The organism is Massilia sp. PAMC28688 (assembly GCF_019443445.1).
Taxonomy (GTDB): Bacteria; Pseudomonadota; Gammaproteobacteria; order Burkholderiales; family Burkholderiaceae_D; genus Telluria_A.
In genome coordinates this window covers 377,572-402,114 of the sequence record NZ_CP080378.1, presented here as the reverse complement: position 1 = coordinate 402,114, position 24,543 = coordinate 377,572, and the positions used below count along the sequence as shown (strand labels likewise).

Below are 24,543 nucleotides of genomic sequence, written 5' to 3'. Positions count from 1 at the left end.
ACCGGAAAACGCGTAATATGGAAAACAAATGTAAATGCCCTGATATTTACGTAATGCATCAACATTGAAAGCATTAGAATAAGCGTATGGCAACCAAGCAAGACACAGAACAATTGCTGGAGCGGCAAACGGTCAAACCACCGCCGCTATACCAGGTAGCGCTGCTCAACGATGACTATACGCCCATGGAATTCGTGGTCGCCGTCATCCAGGAGTACTTCAATAAAGACCGCGAGACGGCCACGCAGATCATGCTGTCTGTTCATCGCCACGGCAAAGGAGTGTGCGGCGTGTTTTCAAAAGATATAGCGTGTACCAAAGTGGAGTTTGTTTTAACGCATGCGCGCAAGGCAGGTCACCCCCTGCAATGCGTGATGGAGGAAGTATGATCGCGCAGGAACTCGAAGTCTCCCTACACATGGCCTTTGTCGAAGCACGGCAAGCACGGCATGAATTCATCACCGTTGAGCACCTGCTGCTGGCGCTACTCGACAATCCATCGGCCGCCGAAGTCCTGCGCGCCTGTGCTGTCAACATAGAAGACCTGCGCAAGACGCTGACCAACTTCATTGGCGACAACACGCCCACCGTGCCCGGCACGGGCGAAGTGGACACCCAGCCTACGCTCGGCTTCCAGCGCGTGATCCAGCGCGCCATCATGCACGTGCAGTCGGCGTCCAATGGCAAAAAGGAAGTCACGGGCGCCAATGTGCTGGTGGCCATCTTTGGCGAAAAAGACTCGCATGCCGTGTACTACCTGCACCAGCAGGGCGTCACGCGCCTGGACGTGGTCAACTTCATTTCGCACGGCGTGCGCAAGGACCAGCAGTCCGAAGCGCAAAAGACGTCCGAAGGCGTGGAAGAAGCCCAGGTCGAAGGCCAGGCCAAGGAAAGCCCGCTCGACCAGTTCACCCAAAACCTGAACAAGTCCGCTTCCGAAGGCAAGATCGATCCTCTGATCGGTCGCGAAGATGAAGTCGACCGCGTGATCCAGATCCTGTGCCGCCGCCGCAAGAATAATCCCTTGCTGGTGGGCGAAGCCGGCGTCGGCAAGACGGCCATCGCCGAAGGCCTGGCGTGGCGCATCACGCAGGAAGACGTGCCTGAAATCCTGCAAAATGCCGTCGTCTATTCGCTCGACATGGGCGCGCTGCTGGCCGGCACCAAGTACCGGGGCGACTTTGAACAGCGCCTCAAGGCGGTGCTCAAGCAGCTCAAGGATACCCCGCACGGCATCCTGTTCATCGACGAGATCCACACCATCATCGGTGCCGGTTCGGCCTCCGGCGGCACGCTGGACGCTTCGAATTTGCTCAAGCCTGCGCTTGCCAACGGCCAGCTCAAATGCATCGGCGCGACCACCTATACCGAGTTCCGCGGCGTGTTTGAGAAAGACCACGCGCTGTCGCGCCGCTTCCAGAAAGTCGATGTCAACGAGCCAACCGTGGAGCAGACCGTGCAGATCCTGCGCGGCCTCAAGTCGCGCTTTGAAGAGCACCACGGCGTGAAGTATTCATCGTCGGCGCTGTCGACGGCGGCCGAACTGGCGGCGCGCTTCATCAACGACCGCCACCTGCCCGACAAGGCCATCGACGTCATTGACGAAGCCGGGGCTGCCCAGCGCATCCTGCCAAAGAGCAAGCAGAAAAAAACCATCGGCAAGACCGAGATCGAGGACATCATTGCCAAGATCGCGCGCATCCCGCCGCAAACAGTCAACCAGGACGACCGCAGCAAGCTGCAGACCATCGACCGCGACCTGCGCAACGTGGTGTTCGGCCAGGATCCTGCCATCGATGCGCTGTCGTCAGCGATCAAGATGGCGCGTGCGGGCCTGGGCAAGACCGACAAGCCGATTGGCTCCTTCCTGTTCTCCGGTCCGACCGGCGTAGGCAAGACCGAGGTGGCCAAGCAGCTTGCCTTCATCCTGGGCATTGAACTGATCCGCTTCGACATGTCCGAATACATGGAGCGGCATGCGGTCAGCCGTCTCATTGGCGCGCCCCCGGGCTATGTTGGTTTCGACCAGGGCGGCCTGCTGACCGAGGCAATCACCAAGAAGCCGCACGCCGTGCTGCTGCTCGACGAGATCGAAAAGGCGCATCCGGATATCTTCAATATCCTGCTGCAGGTGATGGACCATGGCACGCTCACCGACAACAATGGGCGCAAGGCTGACTTCCGTAACGTGATCATCATCATGACCACCAATGCCGGTGCCGAAAGCCTGACCAAGCGCTCGATGGGCTTTACCGACTCCAAGGCGCAGGGCGACGAGATGGCCGACATCAAGCGCATGTTCACGCCCGAGTTCCGCAACCGGATCGACGCGACCATCAGCTTCCGTGCGCTGGACGAGGAAATCATCCTGCGCGTGGTCGACAAGTTCCTCATGCAGCTCGAAGAGCAGCTGCACGAGAAGAAGGTCGAGGCCATCTTTACCGAGTCGCTGCGCAAGTTCCTGGCCAAGAAAGGCTTCGATCCGCTCATGGGTGCACGCCCGATGTCGCGCCTGATCCAGGACCTGATCCGCAAGGCCCTGGCCGACGAGCTGCTGTTCGGCCGCCTGGTCAACGGCGGCAAGGTCACGGTCGACATGGACGAGAAGGACAATGTCACGCTCGACTTCCCCGAAGGCGACCTGCCGCCACCGGCAGCGCCGCAGGAAACGGTCGAAATCGAGTAAGCACATCAATGTGCAAAAAGCCCGCCCCGGTGCATACTGCGGCGGGTTTTTTTTATGGCTTGCCATGCCAGATCAGGAAGGCAGGGTGCCGCTTCACGGCAGGTATTGCGCACCGCGTGCGGGAGCCGAACGGCTGATCGGACCGTCGGGGCGGCAGGCGTATTGAATACTTGCAATTAGTTTTGCATAATTCATGCACCGAAAATATACGCGTAATAACAGGAGTATCGATGCCGCGATCCGTACCTGCCCAAGATGCAAAGATTGGCAAGAAAATTGATTTTCTCGCTGCCGAATTGGGCACCGCCATGGCCCCGCTTGGATTTACGCGCAAGAGCCGTAAGCTCTGGCGCGACAGCGGAGCCGGGGACGAACGCTGTTTCGAGATCTTCGACTTCCAGGGGGGCAAATGGAACGAGGGCAGTACCGGCAAATTCTGCATCAATCTCGGCGTGCAATTTCCTGCATTGCTAAACATTACCGGGCAATTGCTGGGCGAGCCGTGGCGCACCGACATTGCCCAGCACCCGGATACGGCCGCCGCCGCGGTGCGCGGGCGGCTCGACGCAGCGCTGCCGGCGCAGCGCGAGCCGTGGTGGGTTCGGGAGATGGCTGCCGGGCGCGATATCTGGTTCACGATCGGACCGTCCACCGACCTCGCTGCGCTCTCTGCGGTGCTGGTCCGGACTGCACACAATTATGTGGTGCCGTGGCTGGAAAAAAGCGCCTCGTTCGAAGGGATGTTCAACAGCGCCGATCAGCTGGGCCAGCACTATTTGTTCAGGGTGATTGTCGACGCCCTGCGCGGGCGAACTGAAGATGCGCGCTGCCGGTTCATTGCGTCATGCGCCGCGCGGCTGCAGGAACCAGCCCTCGGGCGCGTGACGGCATGGCTGCAAGCGCAGGGCGTCTGCCTGGACCAGGGCCTGCTGGCCGATGGTCCGGATCGCTGAGCAGTGCGTCACCCGGGCTGCTCTCGCAGCTTGCGCCACAGGGTGGTGCGGCTGATGCCAAGGTAGCGGGCAGCTTCGTCGCGGCGCCCGCCAAAACGCGCCAGCACCTGGGCCGCCGTTTCGCGCTCGGGCGGCGGCGGGGCAGCTGCAGAGGGCACCACCCCCGCCAGCTCGGGCGAGACCGATTGAATGAACGCCGGCGTGAGCGCCTGCAGCGGTTCCGCCGCCAGGAACAGTGCAAGGCGCTCCATCAGGTTGCGCAGTTCACGGACATTGCCGGGCCATGCGTGCCTGGTCAGCAGCGGTGTGCAGGCGGCGATTTCCGCCCGCAGATTGGGGTGGGGGCGCTCGCCCAGCGCTGCCAGGGCGTTTTTGAGCGACCACTCGGCCAGCGGGCCGATGTCTTCGCTACGCTCGCGCAGCGCAGGTATGGAGAGGCGCAGAACGGCCAGGCGGTAGAACAGGTCGGCCCGAAAGCGGCCCTCGCGCACGCGCGCTTCCAGGTCGCAGTGGGTTGCGCAGATGATGCGCACGCTAACTGCAATGGGGCGTGTGCCGCCCACGCGCACCACTTCGCGCTCTTCGAGTACCCGCAGCAGGCGTGTTTGCAGTGGCAAGGGCATTTCGCCGATCTCGTCCAGGAACAAAGTGCCCCGATTGGCCGCCTCGAACAGGCCCGCATGGCCGCCCCGGCGTGAACCGGTGAAAGCGCCTTCCTCGTAGCCGAACAATTCGGACTCCAGCAGCGATTCGGCGATGGCGCCGCAGTTCACCGCCACGAACGGACGGTTGGCGCCCAGGCTGCGCGGGCTTTCGCGGTGGATCGCCTGTGCTACCAGTTCCTTGCCGGTGCCCGTTTCGCCGGTGATCAGCACTGTCGCCGGCGACTTCGCATACAGCACGACCGACTGGCGCAGGCGTTCCATCGCCTCCGACACGCCGCGCAGGTCATTCAGGCCATGCTTGGCGCGCAGGGTATCGTTGACCACGGTGCGCACCGCGCGCTTCGATTCGAGCTGCGTCAGGCGCGCCATTTCCAGCGCGTCGTCAAACGCCTGGCGGATCGAGGCGGCCGAATACACAAACACGCCGGTCAGCCCCGCTTCTTCAGCCAGGTCGGTAATCAATCCGGCGCCGACGATGACTTCGATCCCGGCGGCTTTCATCTCGTTGATCTGCGCCCGTGCGTCTTCCTCGGTGGCGTAGGTGCGCTGCGCGATCGGCACACCAAAGGTGCTGGAGAATTCAGCCAGTTCCGGATGCTGGCGCTGATAGGTAATCACGCCGATCTTGTCCGAGACCCGGCGCGCGCGTGCCAGGGCCTGCATCATGTCGAAGCCGCTGGCTTTGGCAATGATGACGGGGACGGAAACGCGGCCTTTCAGATAGGCCGCGTTGGAGCCGGCCGCAATGACGACATCGCAGCGCTCGGTGGCCATGCGTTCGCGGATATGGCGTGCGGCGTCGTCAAAGCCAAGGTTGATTGGTTCAATCGACGCGACGTGGTCATATTCGAGCGTGATGTCCCGAAACAGGTCGTACAGGCGCGAGACCGATACGGTCCAGATGACCGGCCGCTCGAGAGTGTCGGTGAGTGAGTCCATCACGCATTATAGACCGTGTTTCACATTGAAACATCGCGTGAAACAATATTTCATGTACGAGCAGTATTTGAAACATTGTTTCAATCGCTAAGTGATTGATTTTCAAGGCGAACCACTGGTTTCCACAGGGTGGCACGCTGCTTGCGAAAGGAGCTCCAGTTACCAGTCAAATGCAACATCAACAGGAGAACTACATGAGGGAATCCCGAGGCGCGCTGTTTCGCCGCGCAGTGCAGGAAGAGTCGCCATTGCAGGTGGTGGGCACCATTACCGCCTATACCGCACGCATGGCCGAGCAGACCGGCTACAAGGCCGTCTATCTCTCCGGCGGCGGCGTTGCCGCCAACTCGCTCGGCATGCCGGACCTCGGCATCAGCACCATGGATGACGTCATCACCGACGCCCAGCGCATCACCGACGCCTGCGGCCTGCCGCTGATGGTCGATATCGACACCGGCTGGGGCGGCGCCTTCAATATCGCCCGCACCATCCGCCACATGATCCGCGCCGATGTCGCCGCCGTCCACATGGAAGACCAGGTCAGCGCCAAGCGCTGCGGCCACCGCCCCGGCAAGGAAGTGGTCACGAAAGAGGAGATGGTCGACCGCATCAAGGCCGCCGTCGATGCGCGCCATGACGAACACTTCGTCATCATGGCGCGCACCGATTCGCTCGCGGTCGAAGGCTTGAACGCCGCCATCGACCGCGCCTGCGCCTATGTGGAAGCGGGTGCCGACATGATCTTCCCGGAGGCGATCACCAAACTGGAAATGTACAGCCAGTTCCGCGCCGCCGTGAACGTGCCGATCCTGGCCAACCTGACCGAGTTTGGCGCCACGCCCCTGTTTACGCTCGATGAACTGCGTGCCCACAACGTGGACATTGCCCTGTACTGCTGCGGCGCCTACCGCGCCATGAACGCAGCCGCGCTCAATTTCTACAAGACGCTGCGCGCCGAAGGCACGCAGAAGAACGTGGTGCCCACCATGCAAAGCCGCATGGACCTGTACGACTACCTCGGCTACCACGAGTACGAGCAAAAGCTCGACGCGCTGTTCGCCCAGGGTAAAGAAAAATAATCCACAAAACTTAACTACAGGAGTTCCCATGTCCGATACGACCAACGCCCCGGAAGCTGTCGCTTTCAAACCGAAAAAATCTGTCGCCCTGTCCGGCGTCGCTGCCGGTAACACGGCCCTGTGCTCGGTCGGCAAGACCGGCAATGACCTGCACTACCGCGGCTACGACATTCTCGATGTCGCCAATACCTGCGAGTTCGAGGAAATCGCCTACCTGCTGGTCCATGGCAAGCTGCCGACCGACGGCGAGCTGCGCGGCTACAAGGCGCACCTGCGCTCCATGCGCGGCCTGCCGCAGGCAGTGAAAGCGGCGCTCGAGGCGCTGCCCGCGTCGGCCCATCCAATGGACGTGATGCGCACGGGCGTATCGACCCTGGGCTGCGTCCTGCCTGAAAAGGATGATCACAACGTGCAGGGCGCGCGCTTCATTGCCGACCGCCTCATGGCCTCCTTTGGCTCCATGCTGCTGTACTGGTACCACTTCAGCCACAACGGCAAGCGCATCGAGACCGAGACCGACGACGATTCCATCGGCGCCCACTTCCTGCACCTGCTGCACGGCCACAAGCCATCCAAGGAGTGGGAAAAGGCGATGCATACTTCGCTCATCCTGTACGCCGAGCATGAATTCAATGCGTCGACCTTCACCGCGCGCGTCATCGCCGGCACCGGTTCGGACATGCATTCGGCCATCACCGGCGCCATTGGCGCGCTGCGTGGTCCCAAGCATGGCGGCGCCAATGAAGTGGCGCTCGACATCCAGCAGCGCTACGAGAATCCCGATGAAGCCGAAGCGGACATCCGCAGCCGCGTCGCCAACAAGGAAGTGGTCATCGGCTTCGGCCACCCGGTGTATACCGTGTCCGACCCGCGCAACAAGGTGATCAAGGAAGTGGCGCGCACGCTGTCGGAAAACGCAGGCTCGACCAAGATGTTCGATATCGCCGAGCGCCTGGAAAGCGTCATGTGGGAAGTCAAAAAGATGTTTCCCAACCTGGACTGGTTCTCCGCCGTGTCGTACCACATGATGGGCGTACCGACCGCGATGTTCACGCCGCTGTTCGTCATCTCGCGCACCTCCGGCTGGGCAGCGCACGTGATCGAGCAGCGCATCGACAACAAAATCATCCGCCCGAGTGCGAACTACGTGGGTCCGGAAGACCTCAAATTCGTGCCGATCTCGGAACGCAAATAAGCTTTCACAGGATTATATGAATACCCAATTTCGCAAACAGCTGCCCGGTACCGAGCTCGATTACTTCGACACGCGCGCCGCGGTCGACGCCATCGCGCCGGGCGCCTACGACAAGCTGCCCTACACCTCGCGCGTGCTGGCCGAGAACCTGGTGCGCCGCTGCGACCCGGCTTCGCTCAATGCCTCGCTGTCGCAGTTCATCGAGCGCCGCCGCGACCTGGACTTTCCATGGTTCCCCGCGCGCGTGGTATGCCACGACATCCTGGGCCAGACCGCGCTGGTGGACCTGGCAGGCCTGCGCGACGCCATTGCCCTGCAGGGCGGCGATCCCGCGCTGGTCAACCCGGTGGTGCCAACCCAGCTCGTGGTCGACCACTCGCTGGCAGTCGAATGCGGCGGCTTTGACCCCGACGCCTTTGACAAGAACCGCGCCATCGAAGACCGCCGCAACGAAGACCGCTTCGACTTCATCAACTGGACCAAGAAGGCGTTCAAGAATGTGGACGTGATCCCGCCCGGGAACGGCATCCTGCACCAGATTAACCTGGAGCGCATGTCACCCGTGATCCAGGTGGTCGACGGCGTGGCCTTCCCGGACACCCTGGTTGGCACCGACTCGCACACACCCATGGTCGATGCGCTGGGCGTGATCGCCATTGGCGTGGGCGGCCTGGAAGCGGAAAGCGTGATGCTGGGCCGCGCCTCGTGGATGCGCCTGCCCGACATCATCGGCGTGGAGCTCACTGGCAAGCCGCAGCCCGGCATCACTGCCACCGACATCGTGCTGGCACTGACCGAATTCCTGCGCAAGGCAAAAGTGGTGTCGTCCTACCTGGAATTCTTTGGCGAGGGTGCATCGCACCTGACCCTGGGCGACCGCGCCACCATCTCCAACATGGCGCCGGAGTACGGTTCCACGGCCGCCATGTTCTACATCGACGAGCAGACCATCAAGTATCTGCGTCTGACGGGCCGCGACGATGAACTGGTCAAACTGGTGGAACTGTATGCGCGCGAAACTGGCCTGTGGGCCGACAGCCTGAAGACGGCCGAATACGAGCGCGTGCTCAGCTTCGACCTGTCGTCCGTGGTGCGCAATATCGCGGGACCCTCGAACCCGCACAATCGCGTGCCAACGTCCGAGCTGGCCGCGCGCGGCATCAGCGGCGTGGTGGAAAACGAGCCTGGCCTCATGCCAGACGGCGCCGTGATCATCGCCGCCATCACCAGCTGCACCAACACCAACAACCCGCGCAACATGATTGCGGCAGGTCTGCTGGCGCGCAACGCCAACCAGCGCGGCCTCACGCGCAAGCCTTGGGTCAAGAGTTCGCTCGCTCCCGGCTCCAAGACCGTCACGCTGTACCTGGAAGAAGCTGGCCTGATGCCTGAACTCGAGCAGTTGGGCTTTGGCGTGGTGGCCTACGCCTGCACCTCGTGCAACGGCATGTCCGGCGCGCTCGACCCTGTGATCCAGCAGGAGATCATCGACCGCAAGCTGTACGCCACCGCTGTCCTGTCGGGCAACCGCAATTTCGACGGCCGCATCCACCCGTATGCCAGCCAGGCCTTCCTGGCCTCGCCGCCGCTGGTAGTGGCCTATGCCATTGCCGGCACCATCCGCTTCGACATCGAGAAGGACATTCTCGGCATCGACGCCGATGGCCAGCAGGTCACGCTCAAGGATATCTGGCCAAGCGATGAGGAGATCGACGCCATCGTCGCCTCCAGCGTCAAGCCGGAACAGTACCGCAAGGTCTACATTCCCATGTTCGCCAAACAGGATGATGACGGCGCCCAGGTTTCGCCGCTGTACGACTGGCGCGCGCAGACCACCTATATCCGCCGTCCGCCGTACTGGGAGGGCGCGCTGGCGGGCGAGCGCACGCTGCGCGGCATGCGTCCGCTCGCGCTGTTGGGTGACAACATCACCACCGACCACCTGTCGCCATCAAACGCCATCATGCTCGACAGCGCGGCCGGCGAGTACCTGGCCAAGATGGGCCTGCCGGAAGAAGACTTCAATTCCTATGCCACGCACCGGGGCGACCACCTCACGGCGCAGCGCGCCACCTTTGCCAATCCAACGCTGAAAAATGAAATGGTGCGCGAAGACGGCAAGATCAAGGCCGGTTCGCTGGCGCGCATCGAGCCCGAGGGCAAGGTAACCCGCATGTGGGAAGCCATCGAAACTTATATGGAGCGCAAGCAGCCGCTGATCATCGTGGCCGGGGCCGATTACGGCCAGGGTTCCTCGCGCGACTGGGCTGCCAAGGGCGTGCGTCTGGCCGGCGTGGAGGCGATTGTGGCCGAAGGCTTCGAGCGCATCCACCGCACCAACCTGGTGGGCATGGGGGTGCTGCCGCTGGAATTCCTGCCCGGCGTGAACCGCCTGACGCTGGCGCTGGACGGCACCGAAACCTACGACGTCATTGGCGAGCGCACCCCGCGCTCGGCGCTCACGCTGGTGGTCAACCGGCGCAATGGCGAACGGCTGGAGGTCCCGGTCATGTGCCGCCTTGATACGGCTGAAGAAGTCGCGATCTATGAGGCTGGCGGCGTGCTGCAGCGCTTTGCGCAGGACTTCCTCGAATCGACCAGGGCGGCCTGACATGAGCACACCATCCCAGGTAAAGATCCCCGCCACCTATATGCGTGGCGGGACCAGCAAGGGCGTGTTCTTCCGGCTGCAGGACTTGCCGTCGGCGGCGCAAATGCCCGGCGCCGCGCGTGACGCTCTGCTGCTGCGCGTGATCGGTAGCCCCGACCCGTACGGCAAGCAGATTGACGGCATGGGCGGGGCCACGTCCAGCACCAGCAAGGCCGTGATCCTGTCGCGCAGCTCGCGCGAGGGGCATGATGTCGACTACCTGTTCGGGCAGATCGCCATCGACAAGGCTTTCGTGGACTGGACCGGCAACTGCGGCAACCTGTCGGCGGCGGTGGGCTCGTTCGCCATCAGTGCCGGCATGATCGACCCCGAGCGGGTGCCGCACGATGGCGTGGCCACGGTGCGCATCTGGCAGGCCAACATCGGCAAGACCATCATCGCGCATGTCCCCATCACGGACGGCGCAGTGCAGGAAACCGGTGACTTCATGCTTGACGGTGTGACGTTCCCGGCGGCCGAAGTGCAGCTCGAGTTCCTCGACCCGGCGGCAGAAGAAGAGGGCGCGGGCGGCGCCATGTTCCCCACCGGGCAGCTGGTCGACAGCCTGGAAGTGCCTGGCGTGGGCACCTTTCAGGCCACCATGATCAATGCCGGCATACCGACCATCTTCCTCAATGCCGCCGCCCTTGGCTACAAGGGTACGGAGCTGCAGGACGCCATCAACGGCGACCCGAAGGCGCTGGAAATGTTCGAGACCATCCGCGCCCACGGTGCGGTGCGCATGGGGTTGATCAAGCACGTGGCCGAAGCGTCCCGGTTCCAGCACACGCCCAAGGTGGCCTTTGTGGCGCCCCCGAGCGACTACGTGTCGTCCAGCGGCAAGCAGGTCAGCGCTGCCGACATTGACCTGCACGTGCGCGCCCTGTCCATGGGCAAGCTGCATCACGCCATGATGGGCACGGCCGCAGTGGCCATCGGCACGGCGGCGGCCATCCCCGGCACGCTGGTGAACCTGGCAGCCGGCGGCGGCGAGCGCACCGCGGTGCGTTTCAGCCATCCGTCCGGCACGCTGCGCGTTGGCGCCGAAGCGCACCTGGCCAACGGCGAGTGGAGCGTGAAGAAAGCCATCATGAGCCGCAGCGCACGGGTGCTGATGGAAGGCTGGGTGCGCGTCCCGGGCAACGCGTTCTAGGGCTTGGCCATTCATGCCTCCCTGCCAACGGTGGGGAGGCATCCGATGGCATTTGTATACTGTTTCGTCCTTCCTGTCTTGCATCTGTAGCAAACCCGTCGTCAGCGCGTTTGTTTTTAGACCATTTTTGTAACTTTGGTGCAATTGTGGTTTATGATCGTAGCTCACCTGACTGCCGCCTTCTGGCGGCTTTTCCGTCGTAGTGGGGACATGGACCGCGTACCAACCAACCTCGAGTCTGTCGTTGACGCCTTACAGCTGATCGCATCGCCTGCCTGTGCGTGCAATGCCGATGGCGTCGTATTCGCGTCCAATGGCGAGCTGCGCACTTTGCTGGGCACGGCGGTCGACGGCGCGCGGCTGGTCGATTTGTTTGCCGCCCGCGCCCTCGAAGCGGGCGCCGCCCAGGCCCACGCGGCCCGGTTTGCCGTGCGCAGCTGGGAAAGCGCCTTGCGTGGCATGGACGGCGACGTGGCCGTGCAGGTGGTGGCCAAGCCCCTGCCGGCAGGCGGCACGACCTTTGTGTTTACCGACATCCGCGACTTTGAAGGCAGTGCCGGCGCCTTGCACAGCACCTTGCTGGAGCAGAAGGCAATCCTGGAAAACGCGGCGGTTGGCATCATGCTGAGCAAGAACCGCGTCATCCAGGAATGTAATATCCGCGCCGCCGAAATTTTTGGCTACGCCGACCACGAGCTCATTGGCATGAGCAGCGTGTGCATTTTCCCGTCCGCGGCAAGCTACGAAGAGATGGGCCGCAGTGCCGGTCCCACGCTGGCCGCCGGCCAGGCATTTACCCATGAACTGCAGCTGCGCCACAAGGACGGGCACCTGCTCTGGTGCCGCATCTATGGCCGCGCGGTCGATCCGGACAACACCGCCCACGGCACCATCTGGATTGTGGAAGACGTCGACCAGCCGCACCGCAACGAGGCCAAGCTGCAGCGCGCAGTGCTGGAAACCCAGGCCATCATGGACAATGCGCCGCTGGCCATCGCCTTCCAGCGCGATAACGCGATCGTGCGCTACAACCGCCAGTTCGCCCGCTATTTCGGCTACCAGGGCGACGAGGGCGTGGGCGTTACGGCGCGCGAGCTGTACGCGTCCGAGATGCAGTTCGACAGCATGATGGCCGACGCCGAACCCCAGCTGCGCGCAGGCCGTGCCTACCAGGCCGACGTGAAAATGCAGCGTCCCGACGGCGAGCAATTCTGGGCCCATGCGTATGTCTACGAGATCGATTCAGGGCGCGAAAAGCAGGACATGATCTGGATCCTCGACGACCGCAGCGCCCAGCGCGCGGTGGAAGAGGCGACCAAGAAGGTCCTGCTCGAACAGAAGGCCATTCTGGATAACGCCTCGGTGGGCATCCTGTTCACCAAGGCCGGCACCATGATGTCGTGCAATCCGCGGTTTGCCGAGATGTTCGGCTACACGCCCGAGGAGATGACAGGGCGGCGCGCGGTGGAGGTGTTCCCGTCGACCGAGGCGTACCAGCGGTTCGGCGAGGAAGCCGGGCCCGTTCTGAGCAACGCGCTGCCGTTTGAAAAGCCCGAGTTCGAGTTCAGGAAAAAGGATGGTTCGCTGTTCTGGTGCCGCGTGCGCGCCAAGGCCGTTGACACCGACCGCAGCGAGGAAGGCACGATCTGGATTCTGGAAGACGTGACGGAAGCGCGCCAGACCCTGATCGAGGTGCAGGCGCTCATGACCAATGCCTCCATCAGCATCCTGTACACCAAGAACCGCGTCATCACGCGCTACAACCGCGGTTTTGCCGACATGTTCCGCTATGAGGGCGACGAAGGCCTGGGCCTGCCCGGTCGCGCACTGTATCCCAGCGACGAAGTGTATGCGCAGGTGGGCGCCATCGCCGGCCCGCTGCTCTCGAAAGGCAAGCCGTTCCAGACCGAAGTGTCCATGCAGCGCAAGGACGGCACCACCATGTGGTGCCAGCTGATTGGCTACGTGGTCAACCCGGACGAGCCTTCGCACGGCACGATCTGGATCATCGAGGACCGCACCGACGCCAAGCGCGCCGAGGAATCGCTGCGCAACGCACTGCTGGAAAACCAGGCCATCCTGGACAGCGCGGTGCTGGGCATCGCGGTGGTGGAAAACGGCTTCAACCTGCGCTGCAACCGCAAGATGGAAGAGCTGTTCGGCTACGACCCGGGCGAGATCGTCGGTCTGTCGGTGCAGGACCTGTACCCTGACGTGGCGACCTGGGACCTGGCACGGGCCGAGACCGGGCGCGACTTCCGGGCCGGGCGCATCAGCATGTCCGAGCATCTCCTGCAGCGCAAGGATGGCAGTACCTTCTGGGCGCGCCTGTCTGGCCGTCCGTTCGACCTGGAGCGTGCCACCGGCCGCTCGGTGTGGCTGGTGGACGATGTGACGGCGCGGCGCGAAGCGGCCGAAGCCATCCGGCGCGCGCGCGACGAGCTCGAAGTGCGGGTGCTGGAACGCACCGCCGAACTGGCAGGCGCCAACGCCCTGCTGCAGGGCGAAATCGTCGAGCGGCGCCAGGCAGAAGCGCGCGTGCATCACATGGCTTACCACGACAGCCTCACCGGCCTGCCCAACCGCGCGCTGCTGTCGGACCGCCTGGACCGCGCCATGCTGGCCGTGCAGCGCTCCAATCGCAAGCTGGCAGTCATGTTCATTGACCTGGACCGCTTCAAGACCATCAACGATTCGCTCGGCCACATGACGGGCGACTACCTGCTCAAGGAAGTGGCCAGCCGCCTGTGCCGCGCGGTGCGCGCCAGCGACACCGTGGCGCGTCTCGGTGGCGATGAATTCGTGGTGCTGGTGCCGGGCATTCGCGCGGCCGACGAATGCGCCACGGTGGCTGAAAAAATCATCGAGTCGCTGGCGGTGTCGTTCCCGATTGACGGACGCATGCTGCACATCACGCCCTCGATCGGCATTTCGATGTACCCGGACGATGGCGCCGATGTCGACACGCTGATGCGCCACGCCGACGCGGCCATGTACCACGCCAAGGCGAATGGCCGCAACAACTACCAGTTCTTCGTGCAGCGCATGAACCAGGCGGCATCCCAGCACTTTGAACTGGAGAGCAGTTTGCGCGGGGCGCTGGCCAAGGGCGAGTTTGAACTGTTCTATCAGCCGATCATCGATACCGCCACGCGCCGCCTGCACGCCATGGAGGTGCTGCTGCGCTGGCGCCGCGAAGGGACCGGGCTGGTGCTGCCGGACCACTTCATTCCGATCATCGAAGAAAACGGGCAGATCGTGGCCATTGGCGAGTGGGTCATGCGGCGCGCCTGTGAGCAAAGCGTGAAATGGCAGCGCGAGGGCCTGCAGCCGGTGCCGCTGACGGTGAATCTGTCGCCGCGCCAGTTCATGAGCCGCGGGCTGGTCGATTCGATCCGGCGCGTGGTGGTGGAAACGGGCATCGACCCGGCATTGCTGGAATTTGAGATTACCGAAACGGCGCTGATGCAGCAGGGCGAACAGACCCTGGAGATCCTGGACCAGATCAATGCCATGGGTATTCGCCTGTCGATTGACGATTTCGGCACCGGTTACTCCAGCCTGGCCTACCTGAAGCGCTTCCCGGTCAAGAAGATCAAGATTGACCGCGCCTTTATCAAGGATCTCGAGCAAAGCTCGGAAGACCGCGCCATCGTGGCTGCCATCATGGCACTGTCGAACAGCCTGCAGTTGTCGGTAGTGGCAGAGGGCGTGGAGACGGAAGGGCAGTACGCCCTGCTGCAAGCCCACGGCTGCCAGTACGCCCAGGGCTACCTGTTCGACCAGCCGCTGGAACTGGCCGATGCCGCGCGTGTCCTGCGCGGGCGCTAGAACTAGGACAGGGTGGCAATCACCGGGGCGTGGTCGGAGGGCTGCTCCCACTTGCGCGGCGCCCGGTCAATGGCGCAGGCGGTGCAGCGTTGGGCCAGCGCTGGGGACAACAGGATGTGGTCGATGCGCAGCCCCTTGTTCTTCTGGAAGCCGAGCATGCGGTAATCCCACCAGCTGAACGATTTTTCCGGCTGCTCGAACAGGCGAAACGCGTCTGTCACGCCAGTATCCACCAGCATCGCCAAGGCCGCGCGCTCCAGGTCCGAACAATGAATGGCGCCGGCCCACAGGGCCGGGTCATGGACGTCGCGGTCCTGTGGAGCGATATTGTAGTCACCCACGATCGCCAGCCCGCCGGCACCGTGGACCGCCAGTTCGTCGGCCAGCCATTCACGCAGCGCTGCGAGCCATGCCAGTTTATAGATGTATTTGTCGGACCCCACCGCCTGCCCGTTGGGGACATAGGCGCAGATGACGCGCATGGCGCCGATGGTGGCGGCAATGATGCGCTGCTGCTCGTCGGGAAAGCGCGGATTGTTGCGCACGACATCGGTCATGGGAAGCCGGGACAGGATCGCGACACCGTTGTACGTTTTTTGTCCGCTGAACGCGGCCTGATAGCCGGCTGCATTTATTTCTGCCGTGGGGAACTTATCGTCAGTTAACTTTGTCTCTTGTAGGCAGAGAATATCCACCGGGTTATCTTCCAGCCAGCGTAAAAGATGCGGCAGGCGGACTTTCAGCGAGTTGACATTCCAGGTGGCTATTTTCATCGCGAGTGTGGCTAAAAAGTTGCAAAGAAGAGCAGTATCGGTGCTGTAGACAATATTCGCAACCGTGCGCGAGAGCTGTCATCTATAATGATTTCTAGCAACTAAGGCTGCAGCGCTGGTAAGACTTTTGGTAATAGATTCACTATTTATTTCAAGACAATATTGACATTTTCCATAGAACAGCCTATAAGTGTTGCAAGATGTAACAACAGTGCTACATTACTATGTTCTTGTACTATTGTTACTCAACGGGAATAAAAAATTGCATTCTTATAACGGAGAGAGTAGTATTGTTTGAGTGGTGGTGTAGTTCGGGAGAAACCATCATTTGTCTTTCCGTGGAATCAGACGTTACTCGTCCTCGAAAGCTCGCTGCAAGGGGCCGGAGAGGTGGTTCTAATAGAAACCAATAGCGTTTCAATTAGTGAAGAAAATGCGAACACAGCATTTGTAAAGGATAGAAATGCGCACTGCATTTGAAGCTTGGGCCCAGCGTGATGGCCACATCGTACGCCGCCGTGAAGACAAACCCGACGAATACCTCGTCTTCGAGACCCAGCGCCGCTGGGTAATCTGGCAGGCCGCCCTGGCGCATGGCAAGACCGCCGCCGCGACCACCAAGGCAACGGCCCCAAAAGCCGGTGCCAAGGAAGGCGAGACCGGCAAGTCGGCAGCGCCGGCCACGGCCGATGAGAGCGCGGTACGCAACCGCGTGCTCAACGAAGTCCTCGATGCGTTTAGCGACCTCGACGACAACGCCGGTATCGAAGGCGTGCTGAAAGTCATTCAGGGCCTGAAGAAGAAGCAAAAGGCAATGGCTGAAGACAAGTCCGAAAGCTGATGCAGTTTCGGCACTACAAGGGTGGCCTGTACCAGCTCGTCTGTGTCGCCACCCTTGAATCGGATTTGTCCGAAATGATTGTCTACACCGCACCCGACGGGTCTTTCTGGACCCGCCCGAGGGACGTGTTTTTCCAAATGGTGGAAGTGGACGGCAAGCTCGTCCAGCGCTTTACACCAGTGGAATGAATTCCCACCAAGGAGTCGTCATGCGCAAGACCTCAACCATGCCCCGTTTGCTGGCAGGATTGTTCCTGTCCGGCGTTTCCCTGCTGGCCAGTGCCGAAACCATCGGCTCGGTCGACACCGCGTTCAAGCTGATCGGTCCGGATCACAAGGTGATTGTCGAAGTGTTCGATGATCCGAGGGTGACGGGCGTGAGCTGCTACCTGTCGCGCGCCAAGACGGGAGGCCTGAAAGGCGCGGTCGGCCTGGCCGAAGACAAGGCCAATGCATCGGTGGCCTGCCGCCAGGTCGGTGCGATCGCCTTCCCGGGCAAGCTCCCGCGCCAGGAAGAAGTGTTCACCGAGCGCGCCTCCATCTTTTTCAAGCATGTGCGGGTGGTACGCATGGTGGACCCGCGCCGCAACGCGCTGGTCTACCTGGTTTATTCGGATCGCCTGATCGACGGCAGCCCACAAAACAGTGTCACGGCCGTACCGGTTCCCACGAATCTGCCGATTCCGTTAAAGTAGGCAAAACCCTACGGAGGATCACATGGCAACCATCATGCGCGCATGCGCCCTGGCCGCAGTATCGCTCCTGCTGGCCGGCTGCGCCACGGTCAGCGAGTCGCCAACCCAGGCAGTCACGGTGCGCACGATCCTTGATCATCGCGAAGTGGGCGGCGTTGGCTGCGTGCTGACCAATAGTGCAGGGCGCTGGTTCGTGACTTCCCCCGGGCGCGTCACCGTGCGCCGCAGCACGGGCAACCTGTTCGTGGACTGCAAACGCACCAGCGAGCGTGGCCAGATCGCCGGCCAGGATCGCTTCGCTTCGCGCGCCAACAACACCGCCACCATCGGCAACGCCGTTGCCACGGCGGGGCTGGGCTACCTGCTCGACAAGCAGACCGGCGCCGGCTGGGATTATCCCGACACGCTCACCGTCATCATGAAGCCCACAGCGCCGGCGCTGGCGCCGGAGCAGCCACAGGGCGCCGCCGGCACGGTCGTGTACTGAGCGGCGCGCGGCACGCGCACATAAAAAAGGCCCGGGGCGATCAACCCCGGGCCTTTTTCGCTTTACCGCGCGTCGATTACGTGCGGTTGATCAGGAAGGTCGACAGCAGCGGCACGGGGCGGCCGGTGGCGCCCTTGGCGCCGCCGGACTTCCATGCAGTGCCGGCGATGTCCAGGTGCGCCCATGGATACTTGCGCGTGAAGTTCTCCAGGAAGCACGCCGCCGTCACGCTGGCGCCGCCAGGGGTGCCGATGTTGGCCAGGTCCGCAAAGTTGGACTTGAGCTGCTCGTTGTAGGCTTCCTCGATCGGCAGGCGCCAGGCGGTGTCGCTGGACTGCTTGCCCGCTGCCATCAGCTCGGCCGCCAGCTGTTCGCCGGCGTCGTCGCTGCGCGCGAACAGGCCGGAATTGTGGTTGCCCAGGGCGACGATGCAGGCGCCGGTCAGGGTTGCGATATCGATCACGGCGGCCGGATTGAAGCGCTCGGCGTAGGTCAGGGCGTCGCACAGGATCAGGCGGCCTTCAGCGTCGGTATTGAGGATCTCGATGGTCAGGCCGTTCATGGACGTGACGATGTCGCCCGGCTTGGTGGCGCGGCCCGAAGGCATGTTTTCGCAGCTGGCGATCACGCCGATGACGTTCAGCTTCAAGCCCATTTCGCCAATGGCGCGGAAGGTGCCCAGCACGGACGCGGCGCCGCACATGTCGTACTTCATTTCGTCCATGCCGGGACCGGCCTTGATCGAAATGCCGCCCGTGTCGAACGTGATGCCCTTGCCCACCAGGACCACCGGCGCGTCCTTGGACTTGCCGCCCATGTGCTTGAGGACGATGAACTTGGGCGGCTCTTCGCTGCCGTTGGTCACCGACAGGAAGCTGCCCATCTTGAGCGCTTCGAGCTGCTTGCGCTCCAGGATCTCGACTTCAAACTTGTAATCCCTGGCCAGCTTCTTGGCCGTATTGGCCAGGTAGGTCGGGGTGCAGACGTTGGCCGACAGGTTGCCCAGTTCCTTGGTCAGGTCCATGCCGTTTGCAATGGCCTGCGCCTGCAGCAGTGCGGTCTTGGTCTCGGCCGTGCTCTGGGTGGCCAGGGTGATCTTGCGCACGCCGGCTGGCGCGGGATCCTTTTTGCTCTTCTGGCCATCGGTGCGAAATACGCTCTCGTGGGCCGCGCATACGATGGTGCGGATGGCCCAGGCGGCGTCGCGCTCTTTCACATCTTCCATCGGGAGTGCGATAATGGCATCGGCGGCGCCCAGTTGCGAGAAGGCCTTGAGCATGCCGCCCACGGCCGAGGCAAAGCTTTTCTCGCTGATCGACTCGTCGCTGCCCATGCCCACCAGCAGCACGCGTGCGGCAGCGCCCACGCCGCGCAGCAGCAGGGTCGAACCGGGCTTGCCGGTGATGTCGCCGGACTTGACGGCGGCGCTGATTTGTCCATCTTGATCGAGGGCTTTAGCTGCCTGCGACAGTTTCTTGTTGTCGAACACCGCAACCGCGATGCAGCCGGATTTGGCTGCCGCGATGGTGTTTTTTGTATCGAATGCTTTTATGCTAAAGTCCATTTGAATCTCCATTTCGTGTATGTGACGCGCACTGCTCAACCTGTAATTATAAAATCGAATGATCTTTCATCGCGCATTGCATCGTGAACTGGCAGCAGCAGCCGGCGCTACCTTCACGGTGCTGTTCACTGTCCTCGTCACATGGACGCTCATCTCCATCCTGGGCAAGGCCGCAGGCGGCAAGGTCGCATCTGGCGACGTGCTCGCGTTGATCGCATTCGCGATGCTGAATTATCTGCCAACTATCCTGACTCTCACCAGCTTTATTTCTGTTTTGATGGTCGTCACGCGCAGCTATCGCGATTCCGAGATGGTGGTGTGGTTTGCTTCCGGCCTGTCGCTGGCCCGCTGGCTGCGCCCGGTATTGACGTTCGGCCTGCCGCTGGTGGTGCTAACTGGTGTCCTGAGCCTGTACGTCACGCCATGGGCCAAGATGAAAAGTACCGAGTTCGTGCAGCGCTTCGAAAAGCGCGAAGACCTCAAAAAAGTCTCGCCCGGCCAGTTCAAGGAATCGTCATCGAGCAACCGCGTGTTCTTTGTCGAAGGCGTCAGCGGCGAGGCCACCGTGGTGCAGAACGTGTTTGTCAATACGGTTGAAAACAATGTCAATACCGTGGTCGTGGCCAAGGAAGGCGTGATCGAGGCGGACAAGGATGGCGGCCAGTTCCTGGTACTCAAAAAAGGGCGGCGCTACCAGGGCACGCCCGGCCAGGCCGATTTCCAGTCCATGGAGTTCGAGCGCTACAGCATGCGTGTATCGACCCAGGACCCGGTGATTGGGGGCGACGTGCCGGCGGCGGCCCTGTCCACGCGCGCCCTGATCGAGCAGGGCGGGCAGGGCAACATGGCCGAACTGCTTTCGCGTATTGGCGCCCCCATCACCTGCCTGCTGCTGCTCCTGCTGGCCATTCCCATGGGCTTTGTCAATCCGCGCGCCGGCAGCGCGGCCAACCTGATCGTGGCCATGCTGATCTTCTTTACCTACCTTAACCTGGGCAAGATGGCCGAGGCCAGCGTGCGGCGTGGCCGCAGCGATTTTGCGCTGGCCTGGTGGCCGCTGCATGTGGCCGTGCTGGTGTGGGTGCTGGCCATGTTCGCCTGGCGCCTGAACGTGAACCACCGCTACCATCCCAAGGCGATGCTGGCTGCATTCAAGCGCCGCCGCCACCAGGCGGCCTTGCCGGCGGGGGCCAAATGAGCATCCTGCAGCGCTACTTCGCCGTCACCATTGCGCAGGCGGTGTTCTTTGTGCTGGCCGCTTTCCTCGCCCTGTCTGCCTTCATGGACCTGACGGGCGAGCTGCCATCGGTGGGGAAAGCCGGCTTCGGCATCCAGCATGTATTCCTGTACATGCTCCTGCGCTTGCCCTTCCATGTGTATCAGGTGATGCCGGTGGCCACCCTGATCGGCACCATTTACGCCATGGCGCAATTCGCCTCCACGTCTGAATTCACGATCATGCGCGCGGCCGGCATGTCCACCCGCAAGGCGGCATTCATGCTCGTCAAGATCGGCATCGTGTTCGTCGCCATCACCTTCGCCTTTGGTGAACTGATTGTTCCCCACACGGCCCCCATGGCCGAAAAGCTCAAGCTCGGGGCGCGCGGCACCACCATTTCGCAGGGCTTCCAGTCCGGCATGTGGACCAAGGACGTGCTGCGCAGCGATGGCTTGAGCGGCACCGTCACCGGGTCGCGCTTTTTCAATGTGCGCCAGTTCAGAAATGATGGTCAATTGATCGACGTGCGCCTGTATGAATTTGACACGGCCCTGCGCCTGCGCCGGCTCGTTACCGCCGCCAAGGCCAGCTACAAGGGCGCCAACCGCTGGAACCTGGAGCAGGTGACCGAGACGCTGTTCGACAATACGGGCGCGCTCGCGGGCATCGCAGCAGCCCAGGACCCGAGCTATGGGCAGGAATCGAACGTGGTCACCACCGCCAGCATGGCCACCATGGAACTGCTGACCGAGGTCACGCCCAAGATCATTTCGGTATCGGCATCGGACCCGGAGCGCATGTCGGCCAACGAACTGGCCGTCTATACGCGCCACCTGAACGAGAACAAGCAGGAAAGCGAGCGTTTCAAGATCGCGTTCTGGAAGAAGCTGGTCGACCCGCTGGCCATCTTCGTGCTCATGGCGCTGGCACTGCCGTTTGCTTACCTGCATACCCGCAGCGGCGGTGTGAGCCTGAAAATTTTTGCCGGCATCATGATCGGTATCGGCTTCATGCTGGTCAATAACCTGTTCGCGCACGTGGGCCTGCTCAGCCACATGCCGGCTTTCCTGACCGCGATTGCACCAAGCCTGGTGTTCCTGGCATTGGCGCTGGCTGCGCTGTGGCGCGTTGAAAGGCACGGATGACCCATTCCCTCGTTTTGTTTGCGCATGGCGCACGCGCCGCGTCCTGGGCCGCGCCCTTCGAGCGCCTGCGCACCCTGGCACAGGAGCGCATGCCGGGGGTACCGGTGTCGCTCGCCTTCCTCGAACTGATGGAGCCGCGCCTGCCCGAGCACGTGGCTGCACTGGCGGCCGCCGGTACCACCCGGGTCACCATCGTGCCGGTTTTTTTGGGACAGGGCGGGCACTTGCTGCGCGACCTGCCGCTCATGGTCGAACAATTGCGGGCCGACCTGCCGCAGCTGTCGATCAGGGTCGCCGGCGCCGTCGGTGAAGATCCTGGCGTGCTGGCCGCCATGACCGAATACTGCGTGTCTTCCTTCCAGGCCGGCGACTAGGCTGCGTGAACCGGGTGCGGCCAGATCATTGCTTTTGATAAAATGTCCGTATCATGAAAGACACCAAATTCCCCATCCGGCCAGACCTGCTGCCGCAAAAAACCGCGCGCGGTATCCGATTCACTTTTGAGGGCGGGCCCGGCATCGAATCGGTCGCTGTCGCCGGCACCTTCAACCATTGGGTCGGCACGGCCGCGCCGCTGGTGCGGGTGGGCGCCAGCACCTGGCAGACCACGGTCGCCGCCGGGCCGGGACGGCACCATTACAAGTATGTGGTCAATGGGCGTGACTGGATACGCGACCCGGCCAATCCCTGGGTCTCGGAAGACGCCCAGGATAATTCGTCTTTCACGATCAATGAATTTGGCGACGTGTTCGTGCGTACCGGCGAAGTGGCGCGGCAGACGCCGGGCGACCTGTATCGCCGCCGTACTGCAGTGAGCAGTCCGCAATGGCTGCGCGATGGCGTCATCTACCAGCTGTCGGTGCGCGCCTTTGGCGCGACCTTTGGCGGAGTGCGCGAGCGCCTCGGCTATCTGCAGGAGCTGGGCGTGACGATTGTGTGGCTCATGCCGTTTCATCCCATTGGCGAGCGTGGGCGCAGGGGCGCAGCGGGCGACCCGTACGCGGTGCGCGACTTCACGGCCATTGATCCGGAGCTGGGGTCGGCCGCCGAGCTGCGCGCCTTGATTGACGATATCCACGCGCGCGGCATGCGTGTGCTCATGGACTGGACCCTGAACCGCGCCAGCGTGGACAATGTGCTGACTGCGACCCATCCCGACTGGTTCACCCGTACCGCCAGTGGCGAACTGTGTTACCTGGTGCCTGAGCGTGCGTATTTCGCCGGGTTCGATTTTTCCAGCCGCCCCCTGCGCGCCTGGCTGCTCGACACCATGGCCGGCTGGATTCGCGATTTCGGCTTTGACGGCATGCGCTTTGACGATGCCGACATTACCCCGCTCGACTTTCTCGACGAGATTCGCCCGGCGCTGCAGGCGGTGCGGGCGGACATTGCGCTCATTGCCCAGTCAACCGACGAACTGCATCATCTCGATGCCTGCGACCTCACTTATGACGGCGGTGCCCGCGCCACCATGCGCGCCATCGCGGACGGCGAGGCCGGGGCCGACACTTTCCGCTGGCAGTGGGAAGAGTCGACCTACACCTTTCCCCGCGGCGCGCTGCGGATGCGCTGGCTGGAAGAAAAGGAGCAGGGGCGGGCGCACCGGTTCTTCGGGCCCGGGCTGCACAAGGCTACCGCTTCCGTCATCTTCACGCTCGATGGCGTACCGCACATCCTGATGGGGCAGGAATTCAACGAGCCGCGCTGGGAAGACTGGCGCTCACTGTTCGGTGACTTCCACCTTGACTGGAACAGCTTTGACGAGCCGACCTTCCGTCATTACCAGGCGCTCATTGCGCTGCGGCGCGCGCATTCAGCCCTGCGCGAGGGCGCCGTGCATTTCGTGCGCAGTGGCTCGGCCACGCTGCTCATGTACTGGCGCAGCAATGCGCAGGAACGGCTGCTGGTGGCGGTCAACCTCTCTGCCAGTGCCTGCGCATTGCCGCCGGCGTTTGCCCAGCACCACATGCTGTTTGCGCACGGCGTGGATGGCGCAAGCATGGCGCCGTTCGCCAGCGCCGTGGCACTTGCCTGAAAAACCTTCAGTCGCGGCAGGTCGAAAAGCGTTCGAACAGGGAGCGGCGCGCCGGCGCAGGCAAGCTGCGATCAACCACGCCCGCCCATTGTTCCGATAACTGCTGGCAGGTCGCGCGCAGGACCGGGTTAAGTTCCGTATGTGCCGCCAGTGCCTTGAGGTGGCGCTCGATCACTGACGCCAGTTTGACGCAGGCGCCGCTGTCGCTGGCCTGGGCGCTGTAGTGGGTCATCAGGTGCAGGGCGCTGGAGACGAGCAGCTCCGGGCCGGGAATGGTGGGCTTTGCCAGATTGATAGCCATTGCAACTTCCGCGATGTAGGGTGGTTGGCTGGCTACCGCCGGGAGAGCGGATGGCTGGCTAGGGGAGAGGGTAGACAGTGCTATGCCGTCAGAATCAGCTTGTTCAGGCGCGTGACACGCAGTTCGTAGATCTTGCCTTCGTGCTCGATCTCGACGTACTTGGCTTGTCTGAGCAAGTCCTCGCTCTTGACCCGCTGTGCCGGGGCCGGCGCTGCGGGACTGGAGCTTGGCACTGTCCTGGGAGTCATTTCCGGGAGGTTCATTGATCACCTTTTTTGAATGAGAACAATTCTCATTTAGATTATGGACGATGTTTTCTTGGAATGCAAGCGC

The 24,543-nt window shown here is 62.5% G+C and carries 21 protein-coding genes; 16 read left to right on the top strand and 5 right to left on the bottom strand.

Features of this window, described 5'->3' with window-relative positions; all coding sequences use genetic code 11:
- The first annotated feature begins 86 nt into the window (after nt 1-86).
- The 3 genes from clpS (at nt 87) to KY495_RS01705 (ending at nt 3,639) form a co-directional block, all read left to right on the top strand.
- Nucleotides 87-389 (top strand): ATP-dependent Clp protease adapter ClpS, encoded by a 303-nt coding sequence (gene clpS, locus KY495_RS01715; RefSeq protein ID WP_099881541.1) that lies wholly within the window; start codon nt 87-89, stop codon nt 387-389.
- Entirely contained in the window at nt 386-2,686 is a 2,301-nt protein-coding gene (gene clpA / locus KY495_RS01710; protein WP_219882063.1) for an ATP-dependent Clp protease ATP-binding subunit ClpA, read from the top strand. The genes clpS and clpA overlap by 4 nt, the downstream gene beginning before the upstream one ends.
- Before the next feature lie 230 nt (nt 2,687-2,916).
- Nucleotides 2,917-3,639, top strand: coding sequence for a DUF4304 domain-containing protein (locus KY495_RS01705; protein WP_219882062.1), 723 nt, complete (start codon nt 2,917-2,919; stop codon nt 3,637-3,639).
- 8 nt (nt 3,640-3,647) lie between these two features.
- Here the strand turns inward: KY495_RS01705 and prpR are convergent, their stop codons facing one another.
- The gene (gene prpR / locus KY495_RS01700) at nt 3,648-5,243 is read right to left on the bottom strand and encodes a propionate catabolism operon regulatory protein PrpR (RefSeq protein ID WP_219882061.1); all 1,596 of its coding nucleotides are present in this window, start codon (nt 5,241-5,243) and stop codon (nt 3,648-3,650) included.
- Nucleotides 5,244-5,437: 194 nt separating this feature from the next.
- On the opposite strand from prpR, the gene prpB reads away from it, so the two are divergent.
- The 5 genes from prpB (at nt 5,438) to KY495_RS01675 (ending at nt 15,151) form a co-directional block, all read left to right on the top strand.
- A complete protein-coding gene (gene prpB, locus KY495_RS01695; protein WP_219882060.1) occupies nt 5,438-6,322 on the top strand; it encodes a methylisocitrate lyase in 885 nt (294 codons plus the stop codon).
- Between the two features lie 28 nt (nt 6,323-6,350).
- Nucleotides 6,351-7,517 (top strand): 2-methylcitrate synthase, encoded by a 1,167-nt coding sequence (gene prpC / locus KY495_RS01690; protein ID WP_219882059.1) that lies wholly within the window; start codon nt 6,351-6,353, stop codon nt 7,515-7,517.
- Between the two features lie 16 nt (nt 7,518-7,533).
- The gene (acnD, locus tag KY495_RS01685) at nt 7,534-10,128 is read left to right on the top strand and encodes a Fe/S-dependent 2-methylisocitrate dehydratase AcnD (RefSeq protein WP_219882058.1); all 2,595 of its coding nucleotides are present in this window, start codon (nt 7,534-7,536) and stop codon (nt 10,126-10,128) included.
- A 1-nt stretch (nt 10,129) separates the two neighbouring features.
- Entirely contained in the window at nt 10,130-11,320 is a 1,191-nt protein-coding gene (gene prpF, locus KY495_RS01680; protein ID WP_219882057.1) for a 2-methylaconitate cis-trans isomerase PrpF, read from the top strand.
- A 210-nt stretch (nt 11,321-11,530) separates the two neighbouring features.
- Nucleotides 11,531-15,151, top strand: coding sequence for a bifunctional diguanylate cyclase/phosphodiesterase (locus KY495_RS01675; protein ID WP_219882056.1), 3,621 nt, complete (start codon nt 11,531-11,533; stop codon nt 15,149-15,151).
- 2 nt (nt 15,152-15,153) lie between these two features.
- Here the strand turns inward: KY495_RS01675 and xth are convergent, their stop codons facing one another.
- Complete coding sequence (gene xth / locus KY495_RS01670; RefSeq protein ID WP_219882055.1) at nt 15,154-15,924, bottom strand: exodeoxyribonuclease III; 771 nt, start codon at nt 15,922-15,924, stop codon at nt 15,154-15,156.
- Nucleotides 15,925-16,387: 463 nt separating this feature from the next.
- Here xth and KY495_RS01665 point away from each other — a divergent pair, with 463 nt between their 5' ends.
- Genes KY495_RS01665 through KY495_RS01650 form a run of 4 tightly spaced genes read left to right on the top strand, consistent with a single transcriptional unit; the run spans nt 16,388 to nt 17,946 of the window.
- Nucleotides 16,388-16,765: a hypothetical protein gene (locus KY495_RS01665; RefSeq protein WP_219882054.1), complete on the top strand. Its 378-nt coding sequence runs from the start codon at nt 16,388-16,390 to the stop codon at nt 16,763-16,765.
- Entirely contained in the window at nt 16,765-16,953 is a 189-nt protein-coding gene (locus KY495_RS01660) for a DUF1653 domain-containing protein (RefSeq protein ID WP_219882053.1), read from the top strand. Before KY495_RS01665 ends, KY495_RS01660 begins: the two co-directional genes overlap by 1 nt.
- 20 nt (nt 16,954-16,973) lie before the next feature.
- On the top strand, nt 16,974-17,459 hold the full coding sequence (locus tag KY495_RS01655) for a CreA family protein (RefSeq protein WP_219882052.1): 486 nt from the start codon (nt 16,974-16,976) through the stop codon (nt 17,457-17,459).
- A 22-nt stretch (nt 17,460-17,481) separates the two neighbouring features.
- Nucleotides 17,482-17,946, top strand: a complete 465-nt coding sequence (locus KY495_RS01650) for a hypothetical protein (protein WP_219882051.1) — start codon at nt 17,482-17,484, stop codon at nt 17,944-17,946.
- A gap of 76 nt (nt 17,947-18,022) precedes the next feature.
- Here the strand turns inward: KY495_RS01650 and KY495_RS01645 are convergent, their stop codons facing one another.
- Complete coding sequence (locus KY495_RS01645) at nt 18,023-19,510, bottom strand: leucyl aminopeptidase (RefSeq protein ID WP_219882050.1); 1,488 nt, start codon at nt 19,508-19,510, stop codon at nt 18,023-18,025.
- Nucleotides 19,511-19,568: 58 nt separating this feature from the next.
- Between KY495_RS01645 and lptF the strand changes: the two genes are divergently transcribed.
- Genes lptF through KY495_RS01625 form a run of 4 tightly spaced genes read left to right on the top strand, consistent with a single transcriptional unit; the run spans nt 19,569 to nt 23,909 of the window.
- Nucleotides 19,569-20,708 carry an LPS export ABC transporter permease LptF gene (gene lptF, locus KY495_RS01640; protein ID WP_219882049.1) on the top strand — a complete coding sequence of 380 codons (1,140 nt, stop codon included), beginning with the start codon at nt 19,569-19,571 and terminating at the stop codon, nt 20,706-20,708.
- On the top strand, nt 20,705-21,874 hold the full coding sequence (gene lptG / locus KY495_RS01635; RefSeq protein ID WP_219882048.1) for an LPS export ABC transporter permease LptG: 1,170 nt from the start codon (nt 20,705-20,707) through the stop codon (nt 21,872-21,874). The genes lptF and lptG overlap by 4 nt, the downstream gene beginning before the upstream one ends.
- Nucleotides 21,871-22,248: a sirohydrochlorin chelatase gene (locus KY495_RS01630; protein ID WP_219882047.1), complete on the top strand. Its 378-nt coding sequence runs from the start codon at nt 21,871-21,873 to the stop codon at nt 22,246-22,248. The genes lptG and KY495_RS01630 overlap by 4 nt, the downstream gene beginning before the upstream one ends.
- Nucleotides 22,249-22,301: 53 nt before the next feature.
- Nucleotides 22,302-23,909, top strand: a complete 1,608-nt coding sequence (locus tag KY495_RS01625) for an alpha-amylase family glycosyl hydrolase (protein ID WP_219882046.1) — start codon at nt 22,302-22,304, stop codon at nt 23,907-23,909.
- A gap of 7 nt (nt 23,910-23,916) precedes the next feature.
- On the opposite strand, the gene KY495_RS01620 is transcribed toward KY495_RS01625, so the two are convergent.
- Both KY495_RS01620 and hemP read right to left on the bottom strand, forming a co-directional pair.
- The gene (locus tag KY495_RS01620) at nt 23,917-24,210 is read right to left on the bottom strand and encodes a hypothetical protein (RefSeq protein ID WP_219882045.1); all 294 of its coding nucleotides are present in this window, start codon (nt 24,208-24,210) and stop codon (nt 23,917-23,919) included.
- A gap of 80 nt (nt 24,211-24,290) precedes the next feature.
- A complete protein-coding gene (gene hemP / locus KY495_RS01615) occupies nt 24,291-24,473 on the bottom strand; it encodes a hemin uptake protein HemP (RefSeq protein WP_229518458.1) in 183 nt (60 codons plus the stop codon).
- Nucleotides 24,474-24,543 lie beyond the last annotated feature (70 nt).

Bases quoted from the DNA above. Each gene is read 5' to 3' on its own strand.
- clpS (WP_099881541.1), top strand. From the start codon at position 87: ATGGCAACCAAGCAAGACACAGAACAATTGCTGGAGCGGCAAACGGTC.
- prpR (WP_219882061.1), bottom strand. From the start codon at position 5,243: ATGGACTCACTCACCGACACTCTCGAGCGGCCGGTCATCTGGACCGTA.
- KY495_RS01650 (WP_219882051.1), top strand. From the start codon at position 17,482: ATGGCAACCATCATGCGCGCATGCGCCCTGGCCGCAGTATCGCTCCTG.
- KY495_RS01665 (WP_219882054.1), top strand. From the start codon at position 16,388: ATGCGCACTGCATTTGAAGCTTGGGCCCAGCGTGATGGCCACATCGTA.
- KY495_RS01655 (WP_219882052.1), top strand. From the start codon at position 16,974: ATGCGCAAGACCTCAACCATGCCCCGTTTGCTGGCAGGATTGTTCCTG.
- prpC (WP_219882059.1), top strand. From the start codon at position 6,351: ATGTCCGATACGACCAACGCCCCGGAAGCTGTCGCTTTCAAACCGAAA.
- acnD (WP_219882058.1), top strand. From the start codon at position 7,534: ATGAATACCCAATTTCGCAAACAGCTGCCCGGTACCGAGCTCGATTAC.
- KY495_RS01620 (WP_219882045.1), bottom strand. From the start codon at position 24,210: ATGGCTATCAATCTGGCAAAGCCCACCATTCCCGGCCCGGAGCTGCTC.
- KY495_RS01705 (WP_219882062.1), top strand. From the start codon at position 2,917: ATGCCGCGATCCGTACCTGCCCAAGATGCAAAGATTGGCAAGAAAATT.
- KY495_RS01630 (WP_219882047.1), top strand. From the start codon at position 21,871: ATGACCCATTCCCTCGTTTTGTTTGCGCATGGCGCACGCGCCGCGTCC.
- clpA (WP_219882063.1), top strand. From the start codon at position 386: ATGATCGCGCAGGAACTCGAAGTCTCCCTACACATGGCCTTTGTCGAA.
- KY495_RS01675 (WP_219882056.1), top strand. From the start codon at position 11,531: ATGGACCGCGTACCAACCAACCTCGAGTCTGTCGTTGACGCCTTACAG.
- KY495_RS01660 (WP_219882053.1), top strand. From the start codon at position 16,765: ATGCAGTTTCGGCACTACAAGGGTGGCCTGTACCAGCTCGTCTGTGTC.
- hemP (WP_229518458.1), bottom strand. From the start codon at position 24,473: ATGAACCTCCCGGAAATGACTCCCAGGACAGTGCCAAGCTCCAGTCCC.
- prpB (WP_219882060.1), top strand. From the start codon at position 5,438: ATGAGGGAATCCCGAGGCGCGCTGTTTCGCCGCGCAGTGCAGGAAGAG.
- xth (WP_219882055.1), bottom strand. From the start codon at position 15,924: ATGAAAATAGCCACCTGGAATGTCAACTCGCTGAAAGTCCGCCTGCCG.
- lptG (WP_219882048.1), top strand. From the start codon at position 20,705: ATGAGCATCCTGCAGCGCTACTTCGCCGTCACCATTGCGCAGGCGGTG.
- lptF (WP_219882049.1), top strand. From the start codon at position 19,569: ATGATCTTTCATCGCGCATTGCATCGTGAACTGGCAGCAGCAGCCGGC.
- KY495_RS01625 (WP_219882046.1), top strand. From the start codon at position 22,302: ATGAAAGACACCAAATTCCCCATCCGGCCAGACCTGCTGCCGCAAAAA.
- prpF (WP_219882057.1), top strand. From the start codon at position 10,130: ATGAGCACACCATCCCAGGTAAAGATCCCCGCCACCTATATGCGTGGC.
- KY495_RS01645 (WP_219882050.1), bottom strand. From the start codon at position 19,510: ATGGACTTTAGCATAAAAGCATTCGATACAAAAAACACCATCGCGGCA.